Source organism: Caulobacter sp. FV1ye13L (genome assembly GCF_058681155.1).
In genome coordinates, this window is record NZ_CM178732.1 from 2494487 (window position 1) to 2520618 (window position 26132).

The 26132-nt window shown below is 66.4% G+C and carries 30 protein-coding genes; 19 read left to right on the top strand and 11 right to left on the bottom strand.

The genetic code is table 11. The features are described 5' to 3' along the window. Nucleotides 1–275 precede the first annotated feature (275 nt). The 5 genes from ACW176_RS11965 (at nucleotide 276) to ACW176_RS11985 (ending at nucleotide 4272) form a co-directional block, all read left to right on the top strand. Complete coding sequence (locus ACW176_RS11965; RefSeq protein ID WP_492109290.1) at nucleotides 276–971, top strand: TerB family tellurite resistance protein; 696 nt, start codon at nucleotides 276–278, stop codon at nucleotides 969–971. 159 nt (nucleotides 972–1130) lie between these two features. After that, a complete protein-coding gene (locus tag ACW176_RS11970) occupies nucleotides 1131–1424 on the top strand; it encodes a hypothetical protein (RefSeq protein WP_419317681.1) in 294 nt (97 codons plus the stop codon). Between the two features lie 96 nt (nucleotides 1425–1520). Further along, nucleotides 1521–1811 carry a putative quinol monooxygenase gene (locus ACW176_RS11975; RefSeq protein ID WP_419317680.1) on the top strand — a complete coding sequence of 97 codons (291 nt, stop codon included), beginning with the start codon at nucleotides 1521–1523 and terminating at the stop codon, nucleotides 1809–1811. Nucleotides 1812–1816: 5 nt separating this feature from the next. After that, nucleotides 1817–3028 carry an acyl-CoA dehydrogenase family protein gene (locus tag ACW176_RS11980; RefSeq protein ID WP_492109291.1) on the top strand — a complete coding sequence of 404 codons (1212 nt, stop codon included), beginning with the start codon at nucleotides 1817–1819 and terminating at the stop codon, nucleotides 3026–3028. Nucleotides 3029–3180: 152 nt separating this feature from the next. Next, nucleotides 3181–4272, top strand: a complete 1092-nt coding sequence (locus tag ACW176_RS11985) for an NADH:flavin oxidoreductase (RefSeq protein WP_492109292.1) — start codon at nucleotides 3181–3183, stop codon at nucleotides 4270–4272. Nucleotides 4273–4498: 226 nt separating this feature from the next. On the opposite strand, the gene ACW176_RS11990 is transcribed toward ACW176_RS11985, so the two are convergent. The 4 genes from ACW176_RS11990 to ACW176_RS12005 all read right to left on the bottom strand — a co-directional run bounded on the left by ACW176_RS11990 (nucleotide 4499) and on the right by ACW176_RS12005 (nucleotide 9527). Next, nucleotides 4499–5410 carry an SMP-30/gluconolactonase/LRE family protein gene (locus ACW176_RS11990; RefSeq protein ID WP_492057800.1) on the bottom strand — a complete coding sequence of 304 codons (912 nt, stop codon included), beginning with the start codon at nucleotides 5408–5410 and terminating at the stop codon, nucleotides 4499–4501. Between the two features lie 67 nt (nucleotides 5411–5477). After that, nucleotides 5478–7565: an ATP-binding protein gene (locus tag ACW176_RS11995; RefSeq protein WP_492109293.1), complete on the bottom strand. Its 2088-nt coding sequence runs from the start codon at nucleotides 7563–7565 to the stop codon at nucleotides 5478–5480. 199 nt (nucleotides 7566–7764) lie between these two features. Then, entirely contained in the window at nucleotides 7765–8925 is a 1161-nt protein-coding gene (locus ACW176_RS12000) for a DUF3667 domain-containing protein (protein WP_492109294.1), read from the bottom strand. Between the two features lie 89 nt (nucleotides 8926–9014). After that, the gene (locus tag ACW176_RS12005; RefSeq protein ID WP_492057794.1) at nucleotides 9015–9527 is read right to left on the bottom strand and encodes a dihydrofolate reductase; all 513 of its coding nucleotides are present in this window, start codon (nucleotides 9525–9527) and stop codon (nucleotides 9015–9017) included. Between the two features lie 93 nt (nucleotides 9528–9620). On the opposite strand from ACW176_RS12005, the gene ACW176_RS12010 reads away from it, so the two are divergent. Beyond that, nucleotides 9621–10643, top strand: coding sequence for a zinc-binding dehydrogenase (locus tag ACW176_RS12010; protein WP_492109295.1), 1023 nt, complete (start codon nucleotides 9621–9623; stop codon nucleotides 10641–10643). Here ACW176_RS12010 and ACW176_RS12015 read toward each other — a convergent pair. The 4 genes from ACW176_RS12015 to bla form a co-directional block, all read right to left on the bottom strand. After that, nucleotides 10640–11023, bottom strand: coding sequence for a hypothetical protein (locus tag ACW176_RS12015; protein WP_419317672.1), 384 nt, complete (start codon nucleotides 11021–11023; stop codon nucleotides 10640–10642). The genes ACW176_RS12010 and ACW176_RS12015 overlap by 4 nt on opposite strands. Further along, the gene (locus tag ACW176_RS12020) at nucleotides 11002–11424 is read right to left on the bottom strand and encodes a HEPN domain-containing protein (RefSeq protein ID WP_419317670.1); all 423 of its coding nucleotides are present in this window, start codon (nucleotides 11422–11424) and stop codon (nucleotides 11002–11004) included. The genes ACW176_RS12015 and ACW176_RS12020 overlap by 22 nt, the downstream gene beginning before the upstream one ends. A 4-nt stretch (nucleotides 11425–11428) precedes the next feature. Then, a complete protein-coding gene (locus ACW176_RS12025) occupies nucleotides 11429–12268 on the bottom strand; it encodes a thymidylate synthase (RefSeq protein WP_492109296.1) in 840 nt (279 codons plus the stop codon). A gap of 104 nt (nucleotides 12269–12372) precedes the next feature. Then, nucleotides 12373–13398 carry a class A beta-lactamase gene (gene bla, locus ACW176_RS12030; RefSeq protein ID WP_492109297.1) on the bottom strand — a complete coding sequence of 342 codons (1026 nt, stop codon included), beginning with the start codon at nucleotides 13396–13398 and terminating at the stop codon, nucleotides 12373–12375. Between the two features lie 93 nt (nucleotides 13399–13491). Here bla and ACW176_RS12035 point away from each other — a divergent pair, with 93 nt between their 5' ends. The 8 genes from ACW176_RS12035 to rpsD all read left to right on the top strand — a co-directional run bounded on the left by ACW176_RS12035 (nucleotide 13492) and on the right by rpsD (nucleotide 20658). Then, nucleotides 13492–14295 carry an RNA methyltransferase gene (locus ACW176_RS12035; protein ID WP_492109298.1) on the top strand — a complete coding sequence of 268 codons (804 nt, stop codon included), beginning with the start codon at nucleotides 13492–13494 and terminating at the stop codon, nucleotides 14293–14295. A gap of 103 nt (nucleotides 14296–14398) precedes the next feature. After that, on the top strand, nucleotides 14399–14812 hold the full coding sequence (locus ACW176_RS12040) for a host attachment protein (protein ID WP_419317666.1): 414 nt from the start codon (nucleotides 14399–14401) through the stop codon (nucleotides 14810–14812). Nucleotides 14813–14925: 113 nt separating this feature from the next. Further along, entirely contained in the window at nucleotides 14926–16203 is a 1278-nt protein-coding gene (locus ACW176_RS12045; RefSeq protein WP_492109299.1) for a DUF1254 domain-containing protein, read from the top strand. Between the two features lie 3 nt (nucleotides 16204–16206). After that, nucleotides 16207–17451 carry a DUF1254 domain-containing protein gene (locus ACW176_RS12050; RefSeq protein WP_492109300.1) on the top strand — a complete coding sequence of 415 codons (1245 nt, stop codon included), beginning with the start codon at nucleotides 16207–16209 and terminating at the stop codon, nucleotides 17449–17451. Between the two features lie 3 nt (nucleotides 17452–17454). Then, nucleotides 17455–18564 carry an S-(hydroxymethyl)glutathione dehydrogenase/class III alcohol dehydrogenase gene (locus tag ACW176_RS12055; RefSeq protein WP_492109301.1) on the top strand — a complete coding sequence of 370 codons (1110 nt, stop codon included), beginning with the start codon at nucleotides 17455–17457 and terminating at the stop codon, nucleotides 18562–18564. Between the two features lie 4 nt (nucleotides 18565–18568). Continuing rightward, on the top strand, nucleotides 18569–19402 hold the full coding sequence (gene fghA, locus ACW176_RS12060; RefSeq protein WP_492109302.1) for an S-formylglutathione hydrolase: 834 nt from the start codon (nucleotides 18569–18571) through the stop codon (nucleotides 19400–19402). An 84-nt stretch (nucleotides 19403–19486) separates the two neighbouring features. After that, nucleotides 19487–19861, top strand: coding sequence for a hypothetical protein (locus ACW176_RS12065; RefSeq protein ID WP_492105626.1), 375 nt, complete (start codon nucleotides 19487–19489; stop codon nucleotides 19859–19861). 179 nt (nucleotides 19862–20040) lie between these two features. After that, nucleotides 20041–20658, top strand: coding sequence for a 30S ribosomal protein S4 (rpsD, locus tag ACW176_RS12070; RefSeq protein WP_419254777.1), 618 nt, complete (start codon nucleotides 20041–20043; stop codon nucleotides 20656–20658). A 137-nt stretch (nucleotides 20659–20795) separates the two neighbouring features. On the opposite strand, the gene ACW176_RS12075 is transcribed toward rpsD, so the two are convergent. Beyond that, nucleotides 20796–21350, bottom strand: coding sequence for a DUF924 family protein (locus ACW176_RS12075; protein ID WP_492109303.1), 555 nt, complete (start codon nucleotides 21348–21350; stop codon nucleotides 20796–20798). 104 nt (nucleotides 21351–21454) lie between these two features. Here ACW176_RS12075 and ACW176_RS12080 point away from each other — a divergent pair, with 104 nt between their 5' ends. After that, nucleotides 21455–22363 carry an RcnB family protein gene (locus ACW176_RS12080; RefSeq protein WP_492109304.1) on the top strand — a complete coding sequence of 303 codons (909 nt, stop codon included), beginning with the start codon at nucleotides 21455–21457 and terminating at the stop codon, nucleotides 22361–22363. Nucleotides 22364–22476: 113 nt separating this feature from the next. On the opposite strand, the gene ACW176_RS12085 is transcribed toward ACW176_RS12080, so the two are convergent. Next, nucleotides 22477–22908 carry a type II toxin-antitoxin system VapC family toxin gene (locus ACW176_RS12085; RefSeq protein ID WP_492109305.1) on the bottom strand — a complete coding sequence of 144 codons (432 nt, stop codon included), beginning with the start codon at nucleotides 22906–22908 and terminating at the stop codon, nucleotides 22477–22479. After that, the gene (locus tag ACW176_RS12090) at nucleotides 22905–23156 is read right to left on the bottom strand and encodes a type II toxin-antitoxin system Phd/YefM family antitoxin (protein WP_419317654.1); all 252 of its coding nucleotides are present in this window, start codon (nucleotides 23154–23156) and stop codon (nucleotides 22905–22907) included. Before ACW176_RS12090 ends, ACW176_RS12085 begins: the two co-directional genes overlap by 4 nt. 309 nt (nucleotides 23157–23465) lie before the next feature. On the opposite strand from ACW176_RS12090, the gene ilvC reads away from it, so the two are divergent. The 4 genes from ilvC to ACW176_RS12110 all read left to right on the top strand — a co-directional run bounded on the left by ilvC (nucleotide 23466) and on the right by ACW176_RS12110 (nucleotide 26130). Next, a complete protein-coding gene (ilvC, locus tag ACW176_RS12095) occupies nucleotides 23466–24485 on the top strand; it encodes a ketol-acid reductoisomerase (protein WP_419317653.1) in 1020 nt (339 codons plus the stop codon). 103 nt (nucleotides 24486–24588) lie between these two features. Continuing rightward, nucleotides 24589–24945 (top strand): ArsR/SmtB family transcription factor, encoded by a 357-nt coding sequence (locus tag ACW176_RS12100; RefSeq protein ID WP_492109306.1) that lies wholly within the window; start codon nucleotides 24589–24591, stop codon nucleotides 24943–24945. Beyond that, the gene (locus ACW176_RS12105; protein ID WP_492109307.1) at nucleotides 24932–25435 is read left to right on the top strand and encodes an SRPBCC family protein; all 504 of its coding nucleotides are present in this window, start codon (nucleotides 24932–24934) and stop codon (nucleotides 25433–25435) included. Before ACW176_RS12100 ends, ACW176_RS12105 begins: the two co-directional genes overlap by 14 nt. 113 nt (nucleotides 25436–25548) lie before the next feature. Further along, the gene (locus ACW176_RS12110) at nucleotides 25549–26130 is read left to right on the top strand and encodes a YceI family protein (protein ID WP_492109308.1); all 582 of its coding nucleotides are present in this window, start codon (nucleotides 25549–25551) and stop codon (nucleotides 26128–26130) included. Nucleotides 26131–26132: the final 2 nt, after the last annotated feature.

Here is a 26132-nt window from a genome sequence, read left to right on the forward strand (position 1 = left end):
TGTGACGCTTTGACTAGAGCATTTCGGAGCGGAATGGGACCACAGCAAGGCGCCTTTGGCGTCAGCACGTTCCCAAGCTGGGCCATAACGGGCGAGGAGGCGAAAGGCTCCAGCATGAATTCGGGTTCATCCCACCGGCCCTGGGGTGGGGCAGGCGGCGGAATATGTTAGAAGGCCGACAGAGAGCGTGATCCGTATCGCGTTGTCGCGCGTACCTCTTCTGTCGTCTCGTCCTTGCCATCACCCCGCCACCCTTTTGGGCTTTCACCGCTTCCATGACTTTCTGGCGCAACATCGCAACCATAGCCGCGCGCCGGCTTGACCTGGCCGAGTGCCCGGACTGTCCGGCGGGTTTGCCAGGCGAAGATCCGGCGTTCTCGACGGCGGTGACGGCGCTGGGCGCCAAGCTGGCCAAGGCCGACGGCCGGGCCGACGGGCACGAGTTCGCCGCCTTCAGCGAGGTTTTCCAGCCCGATCCGGCCTCGGAAGACAACATCCACCGCCTGTATGACCTGGCCCGCCAGACCACCCATGGCTTTGAAAGCTACGCCAAGCGCCTGGCGAAACGCTATCGCACCTGTCCGCAGATCCTCGAGGATGTGGTCGACGGCCTGTTCCACATCGCCAAGGCCGACGGCGTGGTGACCCAGGACGAGCTGGACTATCTTGAGCGGGTGTCAGATCTTTTTGGCCTGTCGCCGCTGGCCTTTCGCCGGCTGCGCGCCGTGCATCTGGGATCGGGCGCCCACGATCCGTACATGATCCTGGACGTGGCGCACGACGCCGACGACGCTGCAGTGCGCTCGGCCTGGAAGACAGCCCTGTCCGCGGCGCACCCCGATCGCGCCCGCGCCCGGGGGCTGCCCAGCGATTTCATCGAGGTGGCCGAGGCCAAGTCGGCGGCGATCAACGAGGCCTTCAGCACCGTGATGCGCGAGCGTCGCGAGCTGGGTCTGGCGACCGCCGGTTGACCCGCGCCGTGCGAGTCGCGGCGCGAGACACTATGTCTCGGGAGAAATGGGCTTTTCAGATCGATCACGCGGGTGTTGAGTTGACCTTCAGTGTCCGTGCACCAACCTTGTTGACCATACGTGCTGAGTTGCGGCGTTCACGCTGAGAAGGGACGATCAATGACGGGTTCGACCACGATGACCGGCGGTTCTGCTCTGCGCAGCCTTGCATGGCTGGCCGGTGCGCTGGCGACCTCCGCCGCTGTCGTCATCGGCTCGGTGCTGGCCGTCGTCTTCGCCGCCACGGTGGTGGTCATCGGGTTCATGGGCAGCGCGCTCTTTGGTCTGGTGGCTCTGGCCCTGCGGGCCCGGCGCACCGTCCAGGCCAAGACCAGCAGCGATCCGACCCTGATCGAAGCCCGCAATGTCGGTGGCCATTCCTGGGTCGCTTACGGCTGGAACGAGCGGCCCTAATCTCCAACAGCTGAATTCCCGCCTTCCCCAACGTCGCCCTTGCGGCGAACGTCGGTGTGGCCGATGCTGCTTTCAAACAAGCGTTGGGAGGCGAGCATGATCGGTGTGGTGGCGACCTTGAAGGTCCAGGTCGAAAAGACCTCAGAATTCGAAGCGGTATTCCTGGATCTGGCGGCCAAGGTGAAGGCCAACGAGCCCGGCTGCCTTCTCTATCAACTGACCAAGAGCAAGACCGAGGCCGGAACCTACAAGGTTCTCGAACTGTACGCCTCGATGGATGACCTGAAGGCGCACGGCGGCACCGACTATTTCAAGGCCGGCGGCGCGGCGATGGGGCCGTTCATGGCCGGTCGTCCCGAGATCGAATATCTGGACGCGGTGGAGTAGCAGTCATGGATCTCGCTTTTTCGCCTGAAGACCTGGCCTTCCAGCAGGAGGTCCGCGACTGGATCGCCGGCGCCTATGACGACGATCTGCGCCGCCAGATGAGCCAGTCCAAGAACGGCTATCTGGACAAGGCCGGCCAGGTGAAATGGCAAAAGAAGCTGGCCGAGCGTGGCTGGGCCGCGCCGGACTGGCCGGTCGAGTGGGGTGGTTGCGACTTCACCGCTTCGCAGCGCTACATCTTCAACATGGAACTGAGCCTGGCGGGCACGCCAAATCCCTCGCCCATGGGCCTGAAGATGTGCGCGCCGGTGGTCCTGGCGTTCGGCACCGAAGAGCAGAAAAAGCAGCACCTGCCGCCGATCCTGTCGTCCGACATCTGGTGGTGCCAGGGCTATTCGGAGCCGGGTTCAGGCTCTGACCTGGCCTCATTGCAGATGAAGGCCGAGCGCGACGGTGACGACTATGTGCTGAACGGCTCGAAGATCTGGACCACCCAGGCCCAGTGGGCCGACTGGATGTTCTGCCTGGTGCGCACCTCGACCGAGGGCAAGCCCCAGAACGGCATCAGCTTCCTGCTGCTGCGCATGGACAGCCCCGGCATCCAGATCAAGCCGCTTCCGACCCTGGATGGCCCCGCCGAGGGCGAGCAGGAGATCAATCAGGTCTTCTTCGACAATGTCCGCGTGCCGATCGCCAATCGCATCGGCGAGGAGAACAAGGGCTGGACCTACGCCAAGTACCTGCTCGAGTTCGAGCGTGGTAACGCCTATGCGCCCGGCCTGATGAACATGATCCGCAAGGTGCGCAAGATCGCGACCCTGGAGCTGGCCGACGATGGCGGCCGCCTGATCGACGATCCGGACTTCCGTTCCAAGATCGCCAATCTGGAGATTTCAGTCGAGGCGCTGAACGCCGCAGAACTGCGGATCTTCTCGGGTCGCAGCGCCGGCAAGGCGGTGGGACCGGTCTCGTCGATGCTGAAATGTGTGGGCTCGGAGGCCCAGCAGGCCATCACCGAACTGACCCTGGAGGCGGTCGGAACCTATGCCGCGCCGTTCGTCCGCGACACCTGGGCGCCGACCAATGAAGGCCGGGCCGGCCCCGACTATGCCGCGCCCGCCGCGCCCACCTATTTCAGCTACCGCAAGGCTTCGATCTATGCCGGATCCAACGAGATCCAGCGCAACATCATGGCCAAGATGGTGCTGGGCCTCTGAAGGCCGCCGTCCTTCGGAGCTCGCCAAGCGGGCTTCGAGGGACGCCTGGCGCCTCAGCCAGATACAGGTTCGGTTGCAGTTTTTCTGCATAGTCCACAATCGCAACCCGCTCCATAACCTCTCCCAACACCGACCCTCCTTCGGAGCGCCCCATGGCCCTCGACTCTCTCTTCAAGCCGTTCGAATTCAAGGCGCTGAAAATGCCCAACCGGGTGGTGATGGCGCCGATGACCCGGTCGTTCTCGCCAGGCGGCGTGCCCACCGACGACGTGGCCGCCTATTACCGTCGGCGCGCCGAGAACCAGGTCGGCCTGATCATCACCGAAGGCACGGGCGTGGCCCGCGACGCCTCGCTGAACGACGCCAATGTCCCGCGCTTTCACGGCGAAAAGGAACTGGCGGCCTGGAAAAAGGTGGTCGACGAGGTTCACGCCGCCGGCGGCCTGATCGCGCCCCAGCTTTGGCACGTCGGCGCAGCCAAGGGTAAGGACGTCCTGGGCAAGATCGACAGCCCCTCGGGCCTGTCCAAGGCCGGCGGCAACCCCTTCACCGAGCCGATGACGGACGAAGAAGTGGCCGACACCATCGCCGCCTTCGCCGACGCCGCCCGCAACGCCAAGCTGCTGGGCTTTGACGCCATCGAACTGCACGGCGCGCATGGCTATCTGATCGACCAGTTCTTCTGGGATGGCACCAATATCCGCGACGACGCCTTCGGCGGTCCGACCATCGCCGCTCGCAGCAAGTTCGCCGCCGAGATCCTGAAGGCCGTGCGGGCCGCTGTGGGTCCCGACTATCCGGTGATCATCCGCATCTCGCAGTGGAAGCAGCAGGACTACGCGGTCAAGAACGCCCCGACCCCGCAGGAGCTGGAGGCCTGGCTTTCGCCCCTGGCCGACGCCGGCGCAGACATCTTCCACTGCAGCCAGCGCCGCTTCTGGGAGCCGGAATTCGAAGGCAGCGACCTGAACTTCGCCGGCTGGGCCAAGAAGCTGACCGGCGCCCCGACCATCACCGTCGGCTCGGTGGGCCTGTCGGGTGAGTTCATCGCGGCCTTCGGCGGCGAAGGCAGCCAGCCGGCCTCGATCGACGGTCTGCTGGAGCGCCTGGATCGCGGCGAGTTCGACCTGGTCGGCGTTGGCCGCGCCCTGCTGCAGGATCCGGAGTGGGTCGTGAAGATCCGCGATGGCCGCAATGACGAACTGAAGAACTTCGAACGCGAAGCCCTGGGCGTTCTTTACTAGGCTTTCGGCCCTCCCCCTGACGGGGGAGGGCTATCGCCTGTGGCTCAGACGCCAAAGAATTTGTCATCCCGGACAAGCCTGGCAAAGCCGGGCGCAGATCCGGGACCGACTTGGAGCGCGGCGCTCAGGCGTCGATCCCGGATCTTCGCGCTGCGCGCTCCGTCCGGGATGACAGCCGTTTTTGGCCATATGCGAGCGCCCTGTCCCGAACGGGGAGGACCTTTCCCTATCCGTTGAAGTTCAGCTTCAGCCCAGGCCTGGGCCACCGCGTCTTGTAGAGCTTGCCGGTCCCCGAGGCCGTGATCCACGCATCGCGCATGTCGGCCCCGCCAAAGCAGATATTGGTGACGATCACGTCCGGGAAGGCAAAGTGCTCGGTCGACCCGTCGGTATCAAAGGCGGTGATCCCGCCATTGATGATGGTCGCCACGCAGACCTTGCCGCCGGCCTCGACCGCCAGGCTGTCGAGCAACTGATAGCCCGGCAGGTTGCAGACCACATTGCCGGGCGCGAAGCCGGCTGCGGGGGCCAGCACGCCGGGCTCGGCGATGTCGAAGGACCACAGCCGGCCCAGCGAGGTGTCGGCCATGTAGACGGTCTTCTCGTCGGGCGAGAGGCCCACGCCGTTGGGCGAGACGAAGTGGTCGCGCTGCCGCGTGATCTTCGAGCCATCGGTCAGGGCGTAGTAGAGCGCGCCGAACTTGCGGCCCTCGGGCGTGCTGCAGCCGTGGTCGGTGAACCAGAACCCGCCCTGTTTGTCGAACACCAGGTCGTTGGGGCCCACCAGGGCCTTGCCGTCGCATTCGGTGTAGAGCGTCGTGATTGCGCCGGTCGCCAGGTCAACCCGCTGGATCGAGCCGCCCGTGTGGCTGGGCGGGGTAGGGCCGGGCACGTTCAGGCCGCCCATGTCGATGAACTGGAAGCTGCCGCCATTATTGGTGACATAGATCGCGCCGTCCGGGCCGATGGCCGCGCCGTTGGGCCCGCCGCCGGTCTGCGCCACCGTCTCGCGCTTGCCGTCCGGGGTGATGCGGCTCAGCCGCTGGCCCTGGATCTCGGTGAGGATCACCGAGCCGTCGGCCATGGCGATGGGCCCCTCCGGAAATAGCAGGCCTTCGGCCACCAGTTCGATGTCCATCACGTCTCTCCCTGTGCGCCTCTGACGGGCGGATGGGGGGACTATAGCCGGCTGTTTCGACGCGGGGCTAGGATGACCCAAGGGCAGCGCTTGGCGCGGCCGGTTCGGGGACAAGGGCGCGCATCACGGCCGCGATCAGGCTTTCCCGGTGGATGGGCTTGGCGACGTGGTCGTTCATGCCCGCCAGTCGGCAGCGCGTGATCTGCTCGGGCATGACGTCGGCGCTCAGGGCGATGATCGGGGTGCTTGCCACAGCGCCGGGCAGGGCCCGGATGGCGCGGGTGGCGGCCAGACCATCCATGATGGGCATGTGGACATCCATCAGGATCAGGTCGAAGCCGCCGTCGCGCGCCGAGGCCACGGCCTGGGCGCCATCCTCGGCGGTGGTGACGACGCAACCGGCCAGGGTCAGCAGCGCGTGGCCCAGTTCCCGGTTCATCGGATGATCGTCAACCAGCAGCACGCGAGACGCCCCAGGGATGACCATCTCCAGACTACCGGCGCCGACCGTTTCGGTCGCGTCGACCGGCGTCGCCGGCAGGGTGATCCAGAACCGCGAGCCCTGGTCGGGGACACTCTGAACCCCGATCTGGCCGCCCATCTGGTTGATCAGGGCCTTGCTGATCGCCAGGCCCAGACCCGCGCCGCCATAGCTGCGGCTGATCGAGGTATCGGCCTGGCTGAAGCGCTGGAACAGGCGAGGCTGCACTTCAGATGCGATGCCGATGCCGGTGTCGGCGATCTCGAAGCGTATCGTTCCGGCTGACGGGTCCAGGTCCATGCGCGCCGACACTTCGCCGGCGGCCGTGAACTTCACGGCGTTGGCCAGCAGGTTCAGCAGCACCTGGCCCAGGCGCACCTCATCGAGGGCGAAGACCGCGGGCTTACCCGTTTCGTCGCCGTGGAGGCTCATTGTGAGCCGAAGGCCCTTGGCTTCTGCCGCAGGCGCAACGATCGCCACGGCGTCGCCCAACAGTCGCGCGGGAGAGGCGGGCGCCAGGTTCAGATCCATTCGGCCCGCCTCGACCTTGGCGAAGTCCAGCAGGTCATTGACGATCCCGGCCAGCGATCGCCCGGCGCGGCCAACCAGGTCCAGCCGCCGCCGGCTCTCGGCCGACAGGCCGGGATCGTCGGCGACCAGGCCGGCGAAGCCCAGTACGCTGTTGAGCGGGGTGCGGATCTCATGGCTGATCGTCGCCAGGAAGTCGGACTTGGCGGCGTTGGCGGCGATGGCCCGCGCCTGCGCAGCCCGCGCGACGGCCTGGCCGCGCAGCAGCAGGGTCTGCAATCGGGCCTGACGGCTGAGCGCCAGGGCCGCGACCATGCAGACTCCATACAGGACGATATGGAACATCAACGCCTGGCGCAGGGGCGGCAGGGCGCTGTCGGGGTCGATGCCGGTCTTGCGGATCACCGCGGGGATTGTGGCCGCCAGGGACGCCGTGACGACCAGGGCCACAGCGCGCGGTCCGCCCCGGAACACCGCCAGCAACGCCGGCGCGAACAGCAGGGACTGCAGGAGCGGTTGGGTGGAAAATACGGCAGCGGCGGTCAGAGCTGCGATCAGGGCCATGGCCGCAGCCTCAAGCGGGCGGGCCCGGAATCCCCGCATCAGGCGGGTGTCGAGCAGGATCAGCACGGTGGGCAGGGCCAGAGCCATCCCCAGAACATTGGGCATCGTCCAGTCGTTCCAGCCTGTCCAGAAGGCCTGCCCTCGCAGGACGGCGAGCAGGCCGCTGATGCAAACCGAGGATGCCGCAGTCAGGAGCGCCGAGATCGACACCAGCAGCGTCAGGCTGCGCATGTCACGCACGCGGCCGGGAAGCCGCAGCATGCGCAAGACCGTAGCGATGGCGGCGACCTGGAGCGTGTCGAGGCAGGAGACCAGAAGCAGGTGAGGCAGGGGCATGCTGAAGGGCAGCTGGATCAGCACATGCAACAGCAAGGTCAGGCCCAGCAGCGCCCAGCGATCCGAGCGTGGCAGGACCAGAAGCCCCGCGACCACGACCGCGTTGGCCGTCCAGATGGTGGGCAGGCCGCTCGCCGCCTCGGCCAGCAGCAGGCTGTATGCCATGCAGGCGGCGTAGGCGAGCGAGAGGCCCGTCAGCTTTCGCCAGTTGGCCGGCGCCTTGTGGAGATAAATGCTTTTGGGCACGCTACTGTTCTCTGACCGCAGGCCGACCTTACGCAGCACCTCGGATTTTTTGGTTAAGGTGCGATCGCGGCCTGGTGTCGCAACCGCCGGGCCCGATCTAGAGCATTTTCCGATCCGACTGGATCGGTGAAATGCTCTAGTCTTTTGTTTTAACGCATTTTCTGACGACGAACCGGCGCCCACTTCGTCGGAAAATGCTCTAGCCGCCCAGGCCCAGAAGGATGATCGCCGCGAGGAACAGCGCCAGGGCGATGGCGCAGAATATCAGCAGCAGAACGGTCCGCCACACCGCCGAGAAAGTCGACAGGCCGTAGGCGCCCTTCAGTTGGGCAAACATGTGAGCGGGCGGCGCCATCAAGGCGATCGGGAGCACGAAGCCGCTGAGCCAGGGCAGTTGGCCAAGCAGGCTCAGCACCATGCTCAACATCGCCATGAAGGTCAGCGAGTACAGGATAAAGACGCCATGATCATAGAGCGTAAATCCACGCTTCCACAGAAACAGTATCGTCATGAACGGTATGGAGAGTGGAACTAAAAGAAACGAGAATTTGTAGAGAGTTTGCTGAATTTTGTAGAGGGCGAGGTCGGGGTTCGCCAACTTCTTGAGGATCTTTTTGTTTGTCTCTTTGCCGCCGATGACCTGGATCTTGACGTCCTCTTTTATCACGGCGTCGCGCATCTGGGCTTGCCAACTGCCGGGCGTCAGGCCATCCGGGCGGGGGGCCGCCATCGCCTCCATTTGCAGGCGGGTCACCTTGTTGCTGGCCTCGGCCAGACCATCAGCAGCCTCGTCGAGATCCTCCGTGGCCTTGGCCAGCAGTGCTTTTGCGTTCGCGGCTTCTGATGGGCTGGCGGTCGCCACGTCCTTCTGAGCTTCGGCGAACTCACTCTTGGCTCGGGCGATCGCTTCGTGGGCGGCGCTGACCGACTGGCGCGCCGCCGTCTCGCTGTCGTGGGTGGCGGCCATTTTGAAGGCCTTGTCGCCGCCAAAGCTCAGGATGAAGAACATCAGAAAGATCGTGAACAGAAACAGGCCCAGCGGCGAAACATACCGCGAGCGCTTGCCTTCGACCCATTCGCGGGTCAGTCGGCCGGGATTGCTCACCAGCAGGGGCACGGTGCGCCAGATGCGCCCGTCGAAGTGCATCACTCCGTGCAGCAGTTCCTCGCCCAGATGCAGCAGCGAGCGGTGAACATGGGTCGGCTGGCCGCAATGGGCGCAGAAGTTGCCGCTGACGGTTTGACCGCAATCTGTGCAGGCGCCGGAATGGGCCTCGCCGGCCTTGCCCTCCGGCCTTTCCAGAGCGCCGCCAATCAGGCCGCCGGTGACCGCACCGCCGGCCGCATCCAAGTCCACCATAAGTCCCGCCCCGTTGCCCGCGCTCTGTTTGCCTTGGCAGGGCGCGACCGTCAAAAGATTAGCGGTCGCTCGCGCACGCAGCGATGGTTTTAGCGCCGATCCAGCACCCGGAAGATGAAAGCGTGGTCATCGCCCTCGCTGGCAGGATGCGCTTCGCGCCGAACTTCACGCCAGTCTGACTCGTCGAACTCGGGAAAGGTCACGTCGCCGTCCACCGTGGCGTCGACTTCGGTGATGTAGAGCCGCTTGGCCTTGGGCAGGGCCATTTCGAACAGCGCCCGGCCGCCGATCACGCAGACCTCGTCGACGCCGTCGTCCTGGGCCTGCTCGCGGGCCATCTGCACGGCTTCCATGAAGCTCTCGCAGACCACGGCCTTCTCCGACTCGAAGCTTCCGTCGCGCGTCAGCACCAGGTTCATGCGGCCGGGCAGGGGCTTCCTGGGCAGGCTATCCCAGGTCTTGCGGCCCATGATGATCGGCTTGCCCAGGGTATTGGCCTTGAACAGGGCCAGGTCTGACTTCAACCGCCAGGGCAGATCGCCGTCGCGACCGATGACGCCGTTGGCGGCGCGCGCCACCACGATGGAGAGGATCGGGATCATGGCCCCTGCTTAGCCTCGCCCTATCGCGGACGCCAGCCAAGAGACCTTGCCAGTTATCTGAACGTCGTTAACTTGATCGTGGGGAGAACCAGCATGACCATATCGGCCTTCGAGATGCACATGGCCCGCACCGGCGGCGTCGAGGTTCTGCAGGGACGCTCCGTCGTGCTGGATCCGCCTGGCCCGGGCGAGGCGCGGGTCGCGATCGAGGCGGCGGGCGTCGCCTTCGCCGACATCGTCATGCGCACCGGGCTCTATCCTGGGGTCAAGGCGCCGGTGACGCCGGGCTATGATCTGGTCGGTCGGATCGAGGCGCTGGGACCGGGGGGCGAAGGCCTCGCGGTGGGGCAGCGGGTGGCGGGCCTGACCGTGACCGGCTCCTATGCCGATCGCCGCAATATCCAGGTCCGCCATCTGGTCGCCGCGCCCGAGAGCGTGGCCGCCGAGGCCCTGGTGGCCGGGGTGCTGAACGGCCTGACGGCCTGGCAGATGTTTCACCGCGTCGCCTCCGCCCAGGCGGGTGAGTGGGTTCTGGTGCACGGCGCCGCAGGCGGCGTCGGCGGCCTGCTGCTGGATCTGGCCCGTCTGGCGGGGGTGCGGGCGATCGGCACGGCCTCGGCAGGCAAGCGCGCCGTGGTCGAGGCCAAGGGCGGGGTCTATGTCGACTATCGCCGGGAGCCCGTCGCCGAGCGAGCCCGCGCCATCTCCGGCGGCGGCGTGGTCGCGGCCTTTGACCATGTCGGCGGCCCGCACCTGAAGACGGCCTCGATCGCCGCCCTGCGCGATGGCGGTACGGCCGTGCTCTATGGCGGCTACGACGCCACCAAGGGCGGCAAGATGCGGCCTGCGGCGATGATCCGCATGCTGATGGCGGATCGATTGTCGGCGCTGAAGCTGTTCACGGCCAGCCAGGGAGTGGTCGGCTACAACGTCACCTCATGGCGTGACGCGCGGCCGGACGCCTATCGGCAGGATCTGGCGGCGGTGATGGCCCTGATCGGCGACGGGCGCTTGAAGCCCGAGATCGGCCGGATCTTCCCGCTGTCAGAAGCCAGCGCGGCCCAGGCCCTGCTGCAGTCTGCGGCGGCGACGGGCAAGATCGTACTGAAACCCTAGGCTGAAAGCCGATAAATCAGCGCGTCCTCAAGATACACGCCATTGATCCGGTTGCGACTGAACCGCACCCGGCTATTGCCTTCGACATTGATAACACCGCGAAGCGCGCTGACGACCGATCGGTTCGGGTCGACAACATCGACCTTTGCCAGATCCAGCAGGTCCTTTCGCGCTGATCGGTGAATGGCCTTCGAGACGTCTAGATAGAAGCTTGTGATGTCTTTCCGCTCTTCTTGGAAAGCAATCACAAATCGCCAACGGGCCGCGTCGCCATCGTAAAGCCAGAGAGCGCTCCGAAGCGGCAGGTCCTGCTCGTCAAGAAACGTGACGAGTCGGCCCGCTGCGTCGATGTCTTCGGTCACCAGTGCGTCTTCAACCATGGCAGGACTCCAGCCGCTGGATCGCCGACAGCTGTCAGCATTCGATGGGCCGTGAATGGATCGACTGTCTCATATCGCGATGTCTCTTTCCATCCACTGACGAAGGCCCAATTTGCGTCGAACTGAGGATCGAGTGTCTTGGCGTCGTCAAGCGCGGTCTTTAGGCCAGAAAGAGAAATCAGTTCAGCCAAGTTATGAGTGTGAACCGCGTTTACGAAGCGTGGCGATGGGATGACCTGAGCTCTGAACGAAAGCGCTACAACGGCCTTCAGGCCACATTCAATTGAATAGCCTGAAAGATAGTAGGCAGCACTAAAACGCTCAGCTTGGAGCAGGACCTCGGCGTCGCGGAAGCGCATCTGAGCCAGAGATTTCAAGCTCTCAAAGCTGGGATCGGCCATCGCCCTAGACCGAGACCTCAGCCTTGATGTGCGGGTGGGCCTCATAGCCCTCCAGCGTGAAGTCCGCGTATTCGAACCCGAACAGGTCGCGCTTGTCGGCGATGGTCAGGGTGGGGAAGGGGAAGGGTTCGCGGGTCAGCTGTTCGCGGGCCTGGTCCAGATGGTTCAGATACAGGTGAGCGTCGCCGAAGGTGTGGACGAATTCGCCCGGCTCCAGCCCCACCACCTTGGCGACCATCAGGGTCAGCAGGGCGTAGGAGGCGATGTTGAACGGTACGCCCAGAAAGACGTCGGCGCTGCGCTGATAGAGCTGGCAGCTGAGCTTTCCATCCGCGACGAAGAACTGGAACAGGCAGTGGCAGGGCGGCAGGGCCATGTCCTCGACATCGGCCGGGTTCCAGGCTGACACGATGTGGCGACGGCTGTTGGGATTGGTCTTCAGACCCTCGATCAGGGTCTGGATCTGGTCGATCGACTGGCCGTCCGGCGTGGCCCACGAGCGCCACTGCTTGCCATAGACCGGCCCCAGATCGCCGTTCTCGTCAGCCCACTCATCCCAGATGCGCACCCCGTTTTCCTTGAGGTACGCGATGTTGGTGTCGCCCTTCAGAAACCACAGCAGCTCGATGAAGATCGAGCGCAGGTGCAGCTTCTTGGTGGTCAGGACCGGGAAGCCCTTGGACAGGTCAAAGCGGATCTGCCGGCCAAACACGCCCAGCGTGCCGGTGCCGGTGCGGTCGCCGCGCTGGACGCCATTTTCCAGGATATCGGCGAGCAGGTTCAGATACTGCCGCTCGGGATGGTCGGCGGCGGCTTTGGACTGGGCGAGGACGGCGGTGCTCATGACCTGCAGAGTGGCTGCGAATCGATGGTTTGCACAGTGCGAGGCCGGAACGGTCCACAGCGGTGAAACCATTTTCCCGACCTGACTTCCCCTTTTTTGGGCCCTTAGGCCTTCGCCGCCTTCAGCACGGTCCGTCCCACATCGGCGATTACCGCGTCGCGTTCGGCGTCCGGCGCCGTCGAGCCGCTGAGGAACGCCGCCACGGCGAACTGGCGGCCGTCCCTCAGGCGGTAGAGGCCGATATCGTTGCTGGCCGGGGTCATGCCCAGGTCCGTGCGGGCGCCGCCCGTCTTGTGGGCCAGGCTGGCGCCTTCGGGCAAAGCGGCCTTCAGGCGGCCCTGTCCGGTGGTCGTCGCCGTCATGATGGCCAGCAGCCGATCGGTCGAGGCCCTGGAGATCAGCTGACCCGCCTGCAGCGCCGCCAGGAAGCGCACGGCGGCGCCGGGCGTGGCTGTGTCGCGCGGATCGGCCAGATAGTCGGCCATGGCCCTGCGGCGCGTGGCGTCCGGAACCGCCATCATGACCGGTCTATAGGCCGGGCCCCGCCAGTCGGCGCGAAACGAGGCCATGCCAGAAATCTCGGGCTGCAGCTGTCGCTCATAGCGATCGATCCGGAAGTCATGAATGTTGTTTTGGTTTAGCCAGGCGGTCAGGGCGCCCGGCCCGCCGATCCTGTTGAGCAGCACGTCGGCGGCGGTGTTGTCGCTCGTCCCGCTGGCCGCTTCCAGCAGCTGCGCGATGGTGTAGTCGGTCCGCCCGGGCCAGGCCTCGGCGATCGGGCTGAAGGGCGGGGAAAGGTCGATGTCGCGGATCGTCACCACCTCGTCCAGGCGGATGCGGCCCTTGTCGACCTCCGCCAGCACGGCCGCGCCCAGCGGGGCCTTGAACACGCTCTGCAGCGGAAAGCGCCGCTCGCCGTTGAAGGTCACGGTCTGGCCGGTCTGGGCGTCGCGCACGGCCACGCCCAGCACGCCCGGCGCGGCGCGGTCGGCCAGGGCCTGCAGGCTCTGGGTCAGGGCCTTGACGTCGAACACCGGCTCCAGCTGGCCCAGCATGGGCTCTTGCGTGCAGCCCGCGCTCAGGGCGCCAAGGCAGACGGGGGCGGAAAACAGGAAGGCGCGGCGATGCATGGACGTGTCTCACACGGGCGAACGCGGCCGTAAACGCGGGTCCCGCCGGTTGGGGACTTGCATCGGAACGCACAGCGGCGGCAAAGGGACACCATGAGCCAGTCTTTCGCCCCGCCCTGCGTGATCCTCAACGAGCCGCAGATGGCCGAGAACATCGGCGCCGTCGCCCGCGTGATGGCCAATTTCGGCCTGGCCGACCTGCGCCTGGTGCGGCCGCGCGACGGCTGGCCGCAGGAACGCGCCTGGCCTTCGGCCTCCGGCGCCGACTGGCCGCTGGACAACGCCAAGGTGTTCGACACCCTGGAAGAGGCCATCGGCGACCTGAAGCTGGTGTTCGCCACCACGGCCCGCCCGCGCGAGACGCGCCTGCCGGTGCTGACCCCGCGCGAGGCCGCCGCCCAGCTGTCGGACGATGTCGCCCAGGGCCGCGCCGTCGGCCTGCTGTTCGGCGGCGAACGCGCCGGGCTGGAGACCCACGACATCGCCCTGTGCCAGGGCATTGTCAGCATCCCCATCGACGAGCGCTTCCGCTCGCTGAACCTGGCCCAGGCCGTGTCGATCAACGCCTATGAGTGGAAGATGACGGTCGATGACCGTCCATGGGTCAAGTTCGAACAGAACGTCGACGACCCCGCCGACCAGTCCAGCCTGCTGGGTCTGTACGGCCAGCTGGAAGACGAGCTGGAAAAGGCCGGCTTCTATCACCCGCCGGAAAAGAAGCCTTCGATGGTCCGCAACCTGCGCGCCCCCCTGGCCCGGGCGCGGCTGACCGAGCAGGAGGTCCGCACCTTCCGCGGCGTGGTCACTGCCCTGTCGCGGGGCCGGGGCCGGGTGCTGGCCAAGCTGGCCGAGAAGGCCAAGGTGGCCAAGGTGGCCAAGGGTGAGGGCGAGGGCTAGGCGCGCGCCGTGACCGGGATCACCGCCGATTGATCCATGTCATGGCCGGGCGCGCTCGATGGGGCGACGGGTCGGGTCTCAACCCGTGAATGGAGCCTCACCCATGACCCCTGATGCAAGAACCCTGGTCGTGGTGGCCGATGGCCACCGCGCGCGTCTTCTCGAACAGCCGCGCATCGATGGTCCGCTGCACGATCGCCCCGAATGGCTTTCGGGCCTGAAGGAGCATCACCCCCATTCGCATGGCCCGGTTCCCCATGAAGGCGATCCGCATGACCTGGCGGAGCGGGCCTTCGTGAAGGACCTCGCCCATCGGCTGGAGGGCGTCGCCCGCGAGCAGCCGTTCGACCAGATGATCCTGATCGCCCCGCCCCGCGCCCTGGGCCATCTGCGCGACGCGCTGTCGCCCAGCCTCGCGCACAAGGTCATCGGCTCCAATCCCCATGAGCGGGTCGACGCCCCGATCATGACGCTCGAGGATGTGGTTCACGGCGTCCGTCGCGACGCGACGGCCTGACATTCTGTCTGTTCCCCTTGGGCCCGGATCCCCGGATCGGCGCCCAAGGGGGCTGACGCCCGTCCCGCAATGGCGCTAACCTCTGTTCAAACAGATGTTGGGGGCGAAGCGTCATGAACCGTCGCGAACTGCTGGCCGTGGCCGGCGCGCTGGGCTTCGCGCCTGGACTGGCCCTGGCCGGCGAAGATCCCTCGGCGACGATCGCCCGGGACGCTTGGCTGTTCGCCTTGCCCTGGATCGAGATGGCCACGACGCGGGCGCGGGTGTTCAAGCGCGGCGCGCAACCCAACCGGATCTATCACCGGCGCAAGCTTTCCGATCACACCGACCGCAGCGTCACGACGCCCAACAACGACACCCTCTACTCGCTGGCCTGGATCGACCTGACCCAGGGGCCGGTGATCCTGACCATCCCGCCCAGCGGCAAGCGCTATGTCTCGGCGGCGATCCTCAACATGTTCACCGACAACGATGCGGTGCTGGGCACGAGGGTCAATGGCGGCGAGGGAGGGGTCTTCACGATCGTCGGTCCGGGGCAGAGCCTTGAGGGTGACAGGGTGGTGCGCGTCCTGACTCCCCACGCCTGGGTCCTGGCGCGCACCCTGGTCGACGGCCCGGCCGACATGGCCGCCGCTCGCGCGGTGCAGAGCGGCTTCAAGGTCAGCGGACCCAAGGCCGCAAAGCCGCCCGCCTATCTGGAACGCGACGCCGAGCCGGAAGCCTATTTCGCCACCGCGCGGGCCCTGCTGGCCGCGGACCCGCCGCGCGCGGTCGACGCCGCGTTTGTCCAGCGGGCGGCGGGGCTGCTGACCGAAGGCCCGTTCGACGCCGCCGCCCTGGCGGCCGGGGTCGCCCAGGCCAAGGCGATCGCGCGGGTGGCCTCGGGGCGCGTGGCCTTTGTCGGCGGCTGGTCCTATCCCAAGCCCAATCTGGGCTTTCACGGCGTCGACTATGGCTATCGCGCCATTGTCGCCCTGCAGGGCCTGGGCGCCTTGCCGGTCGCCGAGGCCATGTACATGAAGGCGGCGGGCGACAGCGACACCGGCCTCTATGACGGCGACGGTCTCTATCGCCTGACCCTGCCGGCCCAGCTGCCGCTGGACGGCTTCTGGTCGCTGTCGATGTATGAGGCCACGCCCGACGGCCAGTACTTCTTCACCGACAATCCCATCGACCGCTACGCCATCGGCGACCGCACGCCGGGCCTGAAGCGCCAGGCCGATGGAACCCTGGATCTGTGGATCAGCCGCACCGACCCGGGCGGCGATCGCTCGGCCAACTGGCTGCCCGCGCCGAAGTCGGGACCGTTCTCGATGACCCTGCGGACCTATCTGCCCCGGGCCGAGCTGCTGAGCGGCCAGTTCCGCTTCGCCCCGATCGTGAAGGTCTAGGCCATGAGCGACCTGCGCGCCGCCGTCGCCGAGGCGTTCCTCTACACCCTGCCGCTGATCGAGATCGCCGCCGTCCGGGCCCGCGGCCTGGCGGTGGGATCGCCGATGAACGCCTTCGCCTCGATGCGAAACCTGGCCGACCATCGCGCCCGGGCGGTGACGACGCCCAACAACGACACCCTCTACGCCACCGCCCAGCTGGACCTGTCGGAAGGCCCGCTGACTTTGACCGTGCCGGCTGGTGGCGAGCGCTATGTGTCGCTGCAGCTGATGGACGCCTGGTCCAACAGCTTTGCGGTGCTGGGCACGCGGACCACGGGTCCCGACGGCGGGACCTTCACCCTGGTGGGCCCCGGCGACGCGGCCACAGTCGGGCCCGGCGTGATCCGCGCGCCCACTCGCCATGTCTGGGCCCTGGCCCGCATCCTGGTGACGGGCCCTGAGGATCTGGAGGCCGCGCGCCTCGTCCAGGCCGGCTTCACCGTCCAGGGCCCGGCCGCGCCGCCGGTCGCCGAATACGCCCGCCGCAGCGATCCCTGGCGGGCCTATTTCGCCAGCGCCGACCTGCTGATGAGCCAGAACGCGCCGCCGGCCAGCGACGTGGCCCTGCTGCGCCGCATCGCGCCGCTAGGTCTCGGGACCGGACGGTTCGACCCGGCGGCCTTCACCGCCGAGGAAGCCGAGGCGATCGCGGCAGGACTGGAAGACGGCCGTCGCGCGGCGCGCTCGGGCGGCGGACTGTCGGGCGAGGGCTTCATCGAGGGGTGGGCCTATCCGCGCGCCAAGCTGGGCGACTTTGGTCAGGACTACATGCTGCGCGCCGCCGTCGCCCTGGGCGGACTGGCCGCCCTGCCGCTGGTCGAGGCCACCTATCTGCGCGCCGGCCATCAGGGGCAGGGCCTGTTCGACGGGACCCGGAACTGGCGACTGCATATCCCGGCCGACAGACCCATTCCGGTCGACTCGTTCTGGTCGCTGAGCCTCTATGAGGCCACGCCGGAGAAGCAGTTCTTCTTCACCGAAAATCCGATCAACCGCTACGCCATCGGCGACCGCACGCCGGGTCTGGTCTGGAACGCCGACGGCTCGCTGGACTTGTGGATCGGTCATGCCGAGCCGGACGCCGAACGGGTGAGCAACTGGCTGCCCGCGCCGGCCGGCCCCTTCGCCCTGTTCATGCGCGCTTACCTGCCGCAGCCACAATTGCTAGACGGTGGCTACCGCCTGCCCCCTGTCGAGGAGATCTGAGTCGTGAAGACCCGCGCCGCCGTAGCCTTCGCCGCCAAGCAACCGCTCGAGATCGTCGAGGTCGACCTGGAAGGTCCCAAGGCCGGCGAGGTGCTGATCGAGATCAAGGCCACCGGCGTCTGTCACACCGACGCCTATACGCTGGACGGCCTGGACTCTGAGGGCCTGTTCCCCTCGATCCTGGGCCATGAAGGCGCCGGCGTGGTGGTCGAGGTCGGGGCCGGCGTCACCAGCCTGGCGGTCGGCGACCACGTGATCCCGCTCTACACGCCCGAATGTCGCCAGTGCAAAAGCTGCCTGTCGGGCAAGACCAATCTCTGCACGGCCATCCGCGCCACCCAGGGCAAGGGCCTGATGCCGGACGGCACCAGCCGCTTCTCCTACAAGGGCCAGACCATCCACCACTATATGGGCTGCTCGACCTTCTCGAACTACACGGTCCTGCCCGAGATCGCCGTGGCCCGGATCCGCAAGGACGCGCCGTTCAAGTCGGCCTGCTACTGCGGCTGCGGCGTCACCACGGGCGTGGGCGCGGCGATCAACACCGCCAAGGTCAAGCCCGGCGACAATGTCATCGTCTTTGGCCTGGGCGGCATCGGCCTGAACGTCCTGCAGGGCGCCCGGCTGGCCGGCGCCAATATGATCGTCGGCGTCGACATCAATCCCGCCCGCGAGGACTGGGGCCGCAAGTTCGGCATGACCCACTTCGTCAATCCGAAAACCATCGACGGCGACATCGTCGCCCATCTGGTGGCCCTGACCGACGGCGGCGCCGATTTCACCTTCGACGCCACGGGCAACACCACGGTGATGCGCCAGGCGCTGGAAGCCTGCCATCGCGGCTGGGGCGAGAGCATCATCATCGGCGTGGCCGAGGCGGGGAAAGAGATCGCGACCCGTCCGTTCCAGCTGGTCACCGGCCGGGTCTGGCGGGGCACGGCCTTCGGCGGCGCGCGCGGCCGCACCGACACGCCCAAGATCGTCGACTGGTATATGGACGGCAAGATCCAGATCGACCCGATGATCACCCACGTCCTGCCCCTGGAGCGCATCAACGAGGCGTTCGACCTGATGCACGCGGGCGAGAGCATCCGGACAGTTATTGAGTTCTAGTTCCATGACCGTCGAAATCACCGCCACCCACCGCCTGCACGACGGAACCCTGCGCTACTGCAAGCACGCCAGCGCCAGCACCGGCACGCCGATGAAGTTCACGGTGTGGGTTCCGGACGGGGAGGGGCCGTTTCCCTATCTGGTCTGGCTGTCGGGCCTGACCTGTACGGAAGACAACTTCACCACCAAGTCCGGCGTCTATGAACACGCCGCCCGGTTCGGGATCGCCATCGTCGCGCCCGACACCTCGCCGCGCGGGGACGGCGTGGCCGACGATCCGGCCTATGATCTGGGGCAGGGGGCGGGCTTCTATGTCGACGCCACGCAAGCGCCGTGGGCGCCGCACTTCCAGATGTATTCCTATGTGACCAAGGACCTGCTGGAGGCCGTCGACGGCGCCTTCCCGCTGGACGCAGGCCGGCGCGGGATCTTCGGCCACTCGATGGGCGGCCACGGGGCCCTGACCATCGCCCTGCGCAACCCTGATCTGTTCCAGTCGGTCAGCGCCTTCTCGCCCATCGTCTCGCCGCTGAACTGCCCGTGGGGCGACAAGGCGATGACCGCCTATCTGGGCGAGGATCGCGCGAAGTGGCGGGCGCACGATGCCTGCGCCCTGATCGAGGATGGGGTAGGGGCCGGCTTCGACGACATCCTGATCGAGCAGGGCCTGGCCGACAGCTTCCTGGAAAACCAGCTGAAGCCCGAATTGATCGAAGCCGCCGCTACGAAGGCCGGCCGCAAGGTCACGGTGCGGCGGCAGGAGGGCTACGACCACAGCTACTTCTTCATCACCAGCTTCATCGGCGAGCACCTGGCCTGGCACGCCACGCGGTTGTGAACTTTCGGTAATTCATCCACGGTTCAGGCGGCGACGGCTCATCTGACTCCACGGTCAAGTTTCGACCGGTGGGGACCTATCACCATGAAATTCGCTTCGCTTGCCGCCGTCATCGCGCTGGCTTTCACCACCTCGGCCTGCGTGATCATCGACGCCGACGATCACCCCGACACCTCGGTCAATATCACCAAGACCGACCTGGAGCCGATCCACGGCGCCACCATCGACAAGGGCGACCTGGTGATCCGGGTGTCGTCCAACGGCTGCACCAACGCCGCCGACTTCGCCGTCGAGAGCAACCGCCGCGACGGCTCGGCGACCTTCGCCTTCACCCGCAAGCGGCCGGACCTGTGCCGCGCTCTGATCGCCGAGGGTGTCGACCTGCGCTTCCCGCTGGACGCCTATGGGGTGGACCATGGCGGCAAGGTGCGGGTGCGCAATCCGCTCGTGCGGCCCTAGGTGATTTCGGAGGGGCGGCGCGAGTTGACTCCCCGCCGCCCCTCCGTCATAAACCGCGCCTTCCCGCCGCCGGCTCGCCGTGCGGCGTGGAATCATATGACGGACTGATGCGACGCCGCCGTTGAGATCGCGCCTCTACTAATTGAGGCGCCGGCCCGGATCGAACTGAAGAGCTACACATGTCCAAGCGCCATAGCGCCAAGTACAAGATCGACCGCCGTATGGGCGAGAACCTCTGGGGCCGGCCCAAGTCGCCGGTCAACCAGCGGTCCTACGGCCCCGGCCAGCACGGCCAGCGCCGCAAGCAGAAGGTTTCCGACTTCGGTCTGCAGCTGCGCGCCAAGCAAAAGCTGAAGGGCTACTACGGCAACCTGACCGAGAAGCAATTCTCGCGCACCTACGAGGAAGCCGCCCGCCGCAAGGGCAACACCTCGGAAAACCTCATCTCGCTGCTCGAGTCGCGCCTGGACGCCATCGTCTATCGCGCCAAGTTCGTGCCGACCGTGTTCGCCGCCCGCCAGTTCGTGAACCACGGCCACGTGACCGTGAACGGCAAGCGCGTCAACATCGCCTCGTACCGCTGCAAGGCCGGCGACGTCATCGCCGTCCGTGAGCGTTCGCGCAACATGGCCCTGGTGCTGGAAGCCGTCGTCTCGGCCGAACGCGACTTCGCCGAATACATCACCGTCGACGTGAAGGGCCTGTCGGCAACCTTCGTGCGCGCTCCGGAACTGTCGGAAGTGCCGTATCCGGTGAAGATGGAACCCAACCTCGTCGTCGAATTCTACGCTTCGTAAGAAGCCTCGACCTCGAAGAGATACTTCAAAGGCCCCGGAGCGATCCGGGGCCTTTTTTGTTGCTCGCTGGGGGCCATCGCCGCCGCCTCCGATCGCCCTGCAAGCCCAGCCTCACATCCCCACGAGAGGGACGTGATTCACCCCGCGAATCCGCCCTCATCCAGAAACGCCTGCTCCTCGGGTGTCGTCTCGCGGCCCAGGGCGGCGTTGCGGTGGGGGAAGCGGCCGAAGCGGGCGATGATGTCCCGATGCTCCAGCGCCCACTTGATGGTGTTCTCGTCGCCGCTGTCGGCCTGTAGGGCGGCGCACAGCTCGACGCTCAATTCCTGGTCGGCCAGGGATTCGGAATGCTCGAACGGCAGGTAGAAGAACGGCCGCAGTTGCGCCTCGACGGCCTGATCGTGACCGTCGGCCAGCGCAGCGCGGGCGAACATGCGGGCCAGGGGATCGGTGGCGAAGGCGTGGGCGGTGTTGCGGTAGAGATTGCGCGGGAACTGGTCCAGCAGGATCAGGAGGGCCAGTGCGCCTTCGGGGCTCTGCGCCCATGTGTCGTAACGGCGCTGGGCGGCTCTATAGTGGGTTTGCTCGAACCTCAGGGCGATCATGGAATCAAACGCGGCGTCCTTGGCGAACCATTTTCTGGGACCGGCCGAACGCCAGAAGCCGATAACATCCATGGGGTGAGCGGGCATCTGAAGTCCTGGGATATCCGTTCAAACGCGGTTCATCCGCGACAGCCGATGTTGCTATCAAGGGACAAAGCCGGGGCCGCGCACAAGGCCCCTTGGAGCACGAAATGAAGCGTCTGATCTCGACCGCCATGGTCTTGTCGCTGTTGGGCGGCGCGGCGGCGGAAGCCGGGTCCGCTGCGGCGGTGGTCGCCCAGCGCGAACAGCGGCAGGACGGCCCGCGCGGTGATCGCGGTGGCGGCGACCGTGGTGGTGGCCGTCAAGGCGGCGAACGCCAGGGCGGTCAGGAACAGGGCCAGCCGCGCGGCGACCGTGGCGACCGCGGCGACCGCGGCGACCGCGGTGGCGGTCGGCCCGACTGGAACGGCGGCGGCGGCGCTCGCCCCGCGCCCCAGGCGCCGACGCCCCCGCAGGCTTCGACCCCGCCGCAGGCGCAACAGCCGGGCGGCCGGCCAGACTGGAATCGCGGCGACCGTGGCGGTCGCCCGGATCGTGGCGGCGAGGATCGGGGCCAGGGTCGTGGCGACCAGGGCCGTCCCGATCAGGGGCGCGGCGACCAGGGCCGGCCCGGTGGCGGTGACAATCGCGGCGGCCAGGACTGGAACCGTGGCGGTCAGGACCGCAACGGCGGCTGGGATCGCGGCCGCGACGACAGAGGCCGCGACGGCCGGGGCGGTTACGACCGTGGCCGGCCGGGGCAGGGCGGGCACTATCGCGACCGCGACAATGGCCGCTCGCACTATGACCAGCGCCGCTATCGGCCCAGCTTCCAGGCCTCGCAACGCTACCGGGCCGGCGCCTATCGCGCGCCGCGCGGCTGGTACGTCCATAGCTGGTCGTTCGGCGACTATCTGCCGGGCGGCTGGTATTCGACCTCGTACTATCTGGACTGGTACCGCTATGGCCTGCCCAGCCCGCCCATTGGCTGCGAATGGGTCCGGGTCGGCGACAACGCCATCCTGGTCGACGTCTGGTCCGGCCAGGTGCTGAGCGTCTATTACGACCTGTTCTGGTAGGTCGCGCGCTTACAAAAATAGAAGCCCGGGCCGGATCGGCCCGGGCTTTTTCGTCTGCGATGCCAATGGTGGTCGGCCGACCATGGACCTTGCCCAGAAGTCTGGTCGCGACCTTAGCCGACGGCCAGCAACTGTGTTCTGACGCCCAGTTCCAGCGCCGCGAGCGCCAGGCGTTTGTCCAGGGTCACCAGCAGATGATCCTCCCGGCGGCAGGCGGCGGCGTGCAGCGCGTCGGGCGCGCGAAGCATCAGGTCGAAGCGCCGGACGAAAACATTGGCCAGGCGCACATCTGAGGCCTGAAGGTCCAGATCATGAGCGCTGGCGGCGCGCCAGGCGTCAAAGTCGCTTAGCCGACGACTGGCGTCATCCTGATCCAGCAGGCCTGTTCGCACGAGCCGCGACAAGGCCGAGGCGACTTCGGCGGCGGCAAACTCGCTGATGATCAGGTCATCCTCAAGGTTGCCGATGAACGCGTCGACGACCGTGCTGGCGGCCTCCTGAATCAAGGTCGGCAGTATGACGCTGGCGTCGAGATAGACGCTCAAGCGTCCGGGTCCTCATAGAGTTGGTTGAGCAGTTCCACCGAGCTCAAGCCGACGGGCTTGCGAGCCTGACGGCGCGCTTGCAGCCAGGCATAGGTCGCCGATGGTGTTCCGCGCGAGGCGGGGGCCACGGGGCGCAATTCGGCGACGGGCTTTCCATGCCGCGAGATGATCACCTCTTCCCCTTCAAGGGCGCGGTCGATCAGTCGCGGAAGGCCACTCTTGGCATCGGCTACGCTGTAGGTGCTCATAGGACCTCCAAGAATGACCATAATTATAGTCACAATGCCGCAGGTCGCAAGGCGCGCGCTCAACCGTTGTGCGGCGTGGTCCTATCGGGCGCGTGACGCGGCTCTTGACCTTCATCCGCGCGTCTCTGGAAATCCTCATCATGGGCAAACAATGCCCAAGCGGCTAAAACCTCACCGCAGAGGTATTTGCGTCACAACGTTCTGTCGTCGTCGCCTTGACGAAACGGCAAAAAAACGCTCAAACGCCCGGCCTTTGTCGCTTCGCCGTTGCGCGAGGCGGCCCTGATTGACCAGTCTGGAGAATAAATCATGCGCGTCTATTATGATCGCGACGCCGACCTCGCCCGCATTCTCGACAAGAAGATCGCGATCGTAGGCTATGGTTCGCAAGGTCACGCGCACGCTCTCAACCTCCGGGATTCGGGCGCCAAGAACGTCGCCGTCGCCCTGCGCGCCGGCTCGCCCACCGCCAAGAAGGCCGAAGGCGAAGGCCTGAAGGTCATGACCGTCGCCGAGGCTGCCGCCTGGGCCGACCTGATCATGATCCTGGCCCCGGATGAGCATCAGCGCGCGATCTACAACGAAGAGATCGCCCCCAACATCCGTGACGGCGCGGCCCTGCTGTTCGCCCACGGCCTGAACGTGCACTTCGGCCTGATCGAGCCCAAGGACACCATCGACGTCCTGATGGTCGCCCCCAAGGGCCCGGGCCACACCGTGCGCGGCGAGTATCAAAAGGGCGGCGGCGTGCCCTGCCTGATCGCGGTGCACCACAACGCTACCGGCAACGCCCACGACCTGGGCCTGGCCTATGCCTCGGCCATCGGTGGCGGTCGCTCGGGCATCATCGAGACCAACTTCCGCGAAGAGTGCGAAACCGACCTGTTCGGCGAGCAGGCCGTCCTGTGCGGCGGCACGGTGGAACTGATCCGTTGCGGCTTCGAAGTGCTGGTCGAAGCCGGCTACGCGCCGGAAATGGCCTATTTCGAGTGCCTGCACGAACTGAAGCTGATCGTCGACCTGATCTATGAAGGCGGCATCGCCAACATGAACTACTCGATCAGCAACACGGCCGAGTACGGCGAATATGTCACCGGCCCGCGCATCGTCACCGCCGAGACCAAGGCCGAGATGAAGCGGGTCTTGGAAGACATCCAGTCGGGCAAGTTCGTTCGCGATTTCATGCTGGAAAACCAGGTCGGCCAACCCTCGTTCAAGGCCACCCGCCGCCGCGCGGGCGAGCATCAGATCGAAGAAGTCGGCGCGCGCCTGCGGGGCATGATGCCGTGGATCGCCAAGAACAAGCTGGTGGACCAAGCCAAGAACTAAGGTCCCTCTCCAAGGATCGTGTCAGAGCCCTCGGCCGCCCCCGGCCGGGGGCTTTTTCATTTTGGGCTTGCGGGTTGGCCATCGACACTCAATACTAAACCATATGGTTCAATATAAAGCCGCCCGCCTCGACGCCGCCTTCGCCGCGCTTTCGGACGCCACCCGTCGCGGCGTTCTGGAGCAACTTGGGCGGGGGGAGGCCTCGATCACCGATCTCGCCGAGCGGTTCGACATGACCCTCACCGGCATGAAGAAGCACGTCAGTCTGCTGGAGCAGGTGGGGCTGGTGGAGACGGAGAAGATCGGTCGCGTGCGGACCTGCCGGCTGGGTCTGGGCGGGCTGGAGGACGAGGCGGCGTGGATCGAGCGGTACCGCCGACGCTGGGCGCTTCGCTTCGACGCGCTGGACGAGATCGTTGAGGACCTGAAACTGAAGGAGGACGTGGATGGACGGAAATAGCAGTGCTCCCCAGAGGCGCCACACGGCGGTGGAGCGGACGTCGGACCGGGAGCTGGTCGTCACGCGCATGTTCGACGCCCCGGCGCGCATCGTGTTCGAGGCGTGGAGCCGCCCGGAGCTGTTCCAGCGCTGGTGGGTTCCCAAGTCGCTGGGCGTTCCCCTGCGGGCCTGCGGGATGGATGTCCGAACCGGGGGCGGGTACCGCTTGGAGTTCGGGCTGGACGCCGCCAACTCCATGGCCTTCTTCGGGCGCTACATCGAGGTGATACCGCCCTCGCGCATTGTCTGGACCAACGAGGAAAGCGGCGATGCGGGCGCGGTGACGACCGTCACGTTCGAGGAGCAGGGCGGCAAGACGCTGCTGGTGCTGTCCGAGCTCTATCCCGACAAGGAAGCCTGCGACGAGGCCCTCCAGGGCTCGGCCGCCGGCCTGCCCGAGCAGTTCGCGCAGCTGGACGTCCTGCTGGTCGAACTGGACGCCGGCGTCTGACGCGCGGGAAGCCCTCGGCCGAGGCCGAGGGCTCCGTTTCCGGCTTGCGCGACGCTTCGGGGCGATGAACAGTCCGCGCCGGTTCCGCTTGGGAATGACGAAGGAGACGCTCCATGAAACGCCTGCTCGCCGCCATGATCGCCGGAGCCGCGCTGTCGGCCGCCGCCGCACCGACCTTCGCCGCCGAGGTCGCCTACAAGCTGGACGAGGCCCATACCGAGACGATGTTCGTCATCGACCGGTTTGGCTTCAATTCAGTGATCGGGCTGTTCGCCAAAACCGAGGGCACCGTATGGCTTGACGAAGCCGCGCCCGAGAAGTCGCGCGTAGAGGCCACGGTTCAGGTCGACAGCCTGCTGTCAGCCAATACGGCCCGGGATGAACACCTGAAGGCCGCGCGCTGGCTGAACGCTCCGGCCTTCCCGACCATGACCTTCAAGTCGACCAAGGTGGAAAAGACCGGACCCGACACCGCCAAGGTCACCGGCGACATGACCATCATGGGCGTGACCCAGCCGGCCACCCTTGAGGTCAAGCTCAACAAGATCGGCACGGCGCCCAACAATCAGAAGAAGCAGGCCGGTTTCACCATCACCGGCGCGATCAGCCGCAAGACCTTTGGCAGCACCACGGGCGCCGGCGCGATCGGTGACAGCGTCGCCATCCGCATCGAGGCCTTGGCGATCGCGCAATAGGG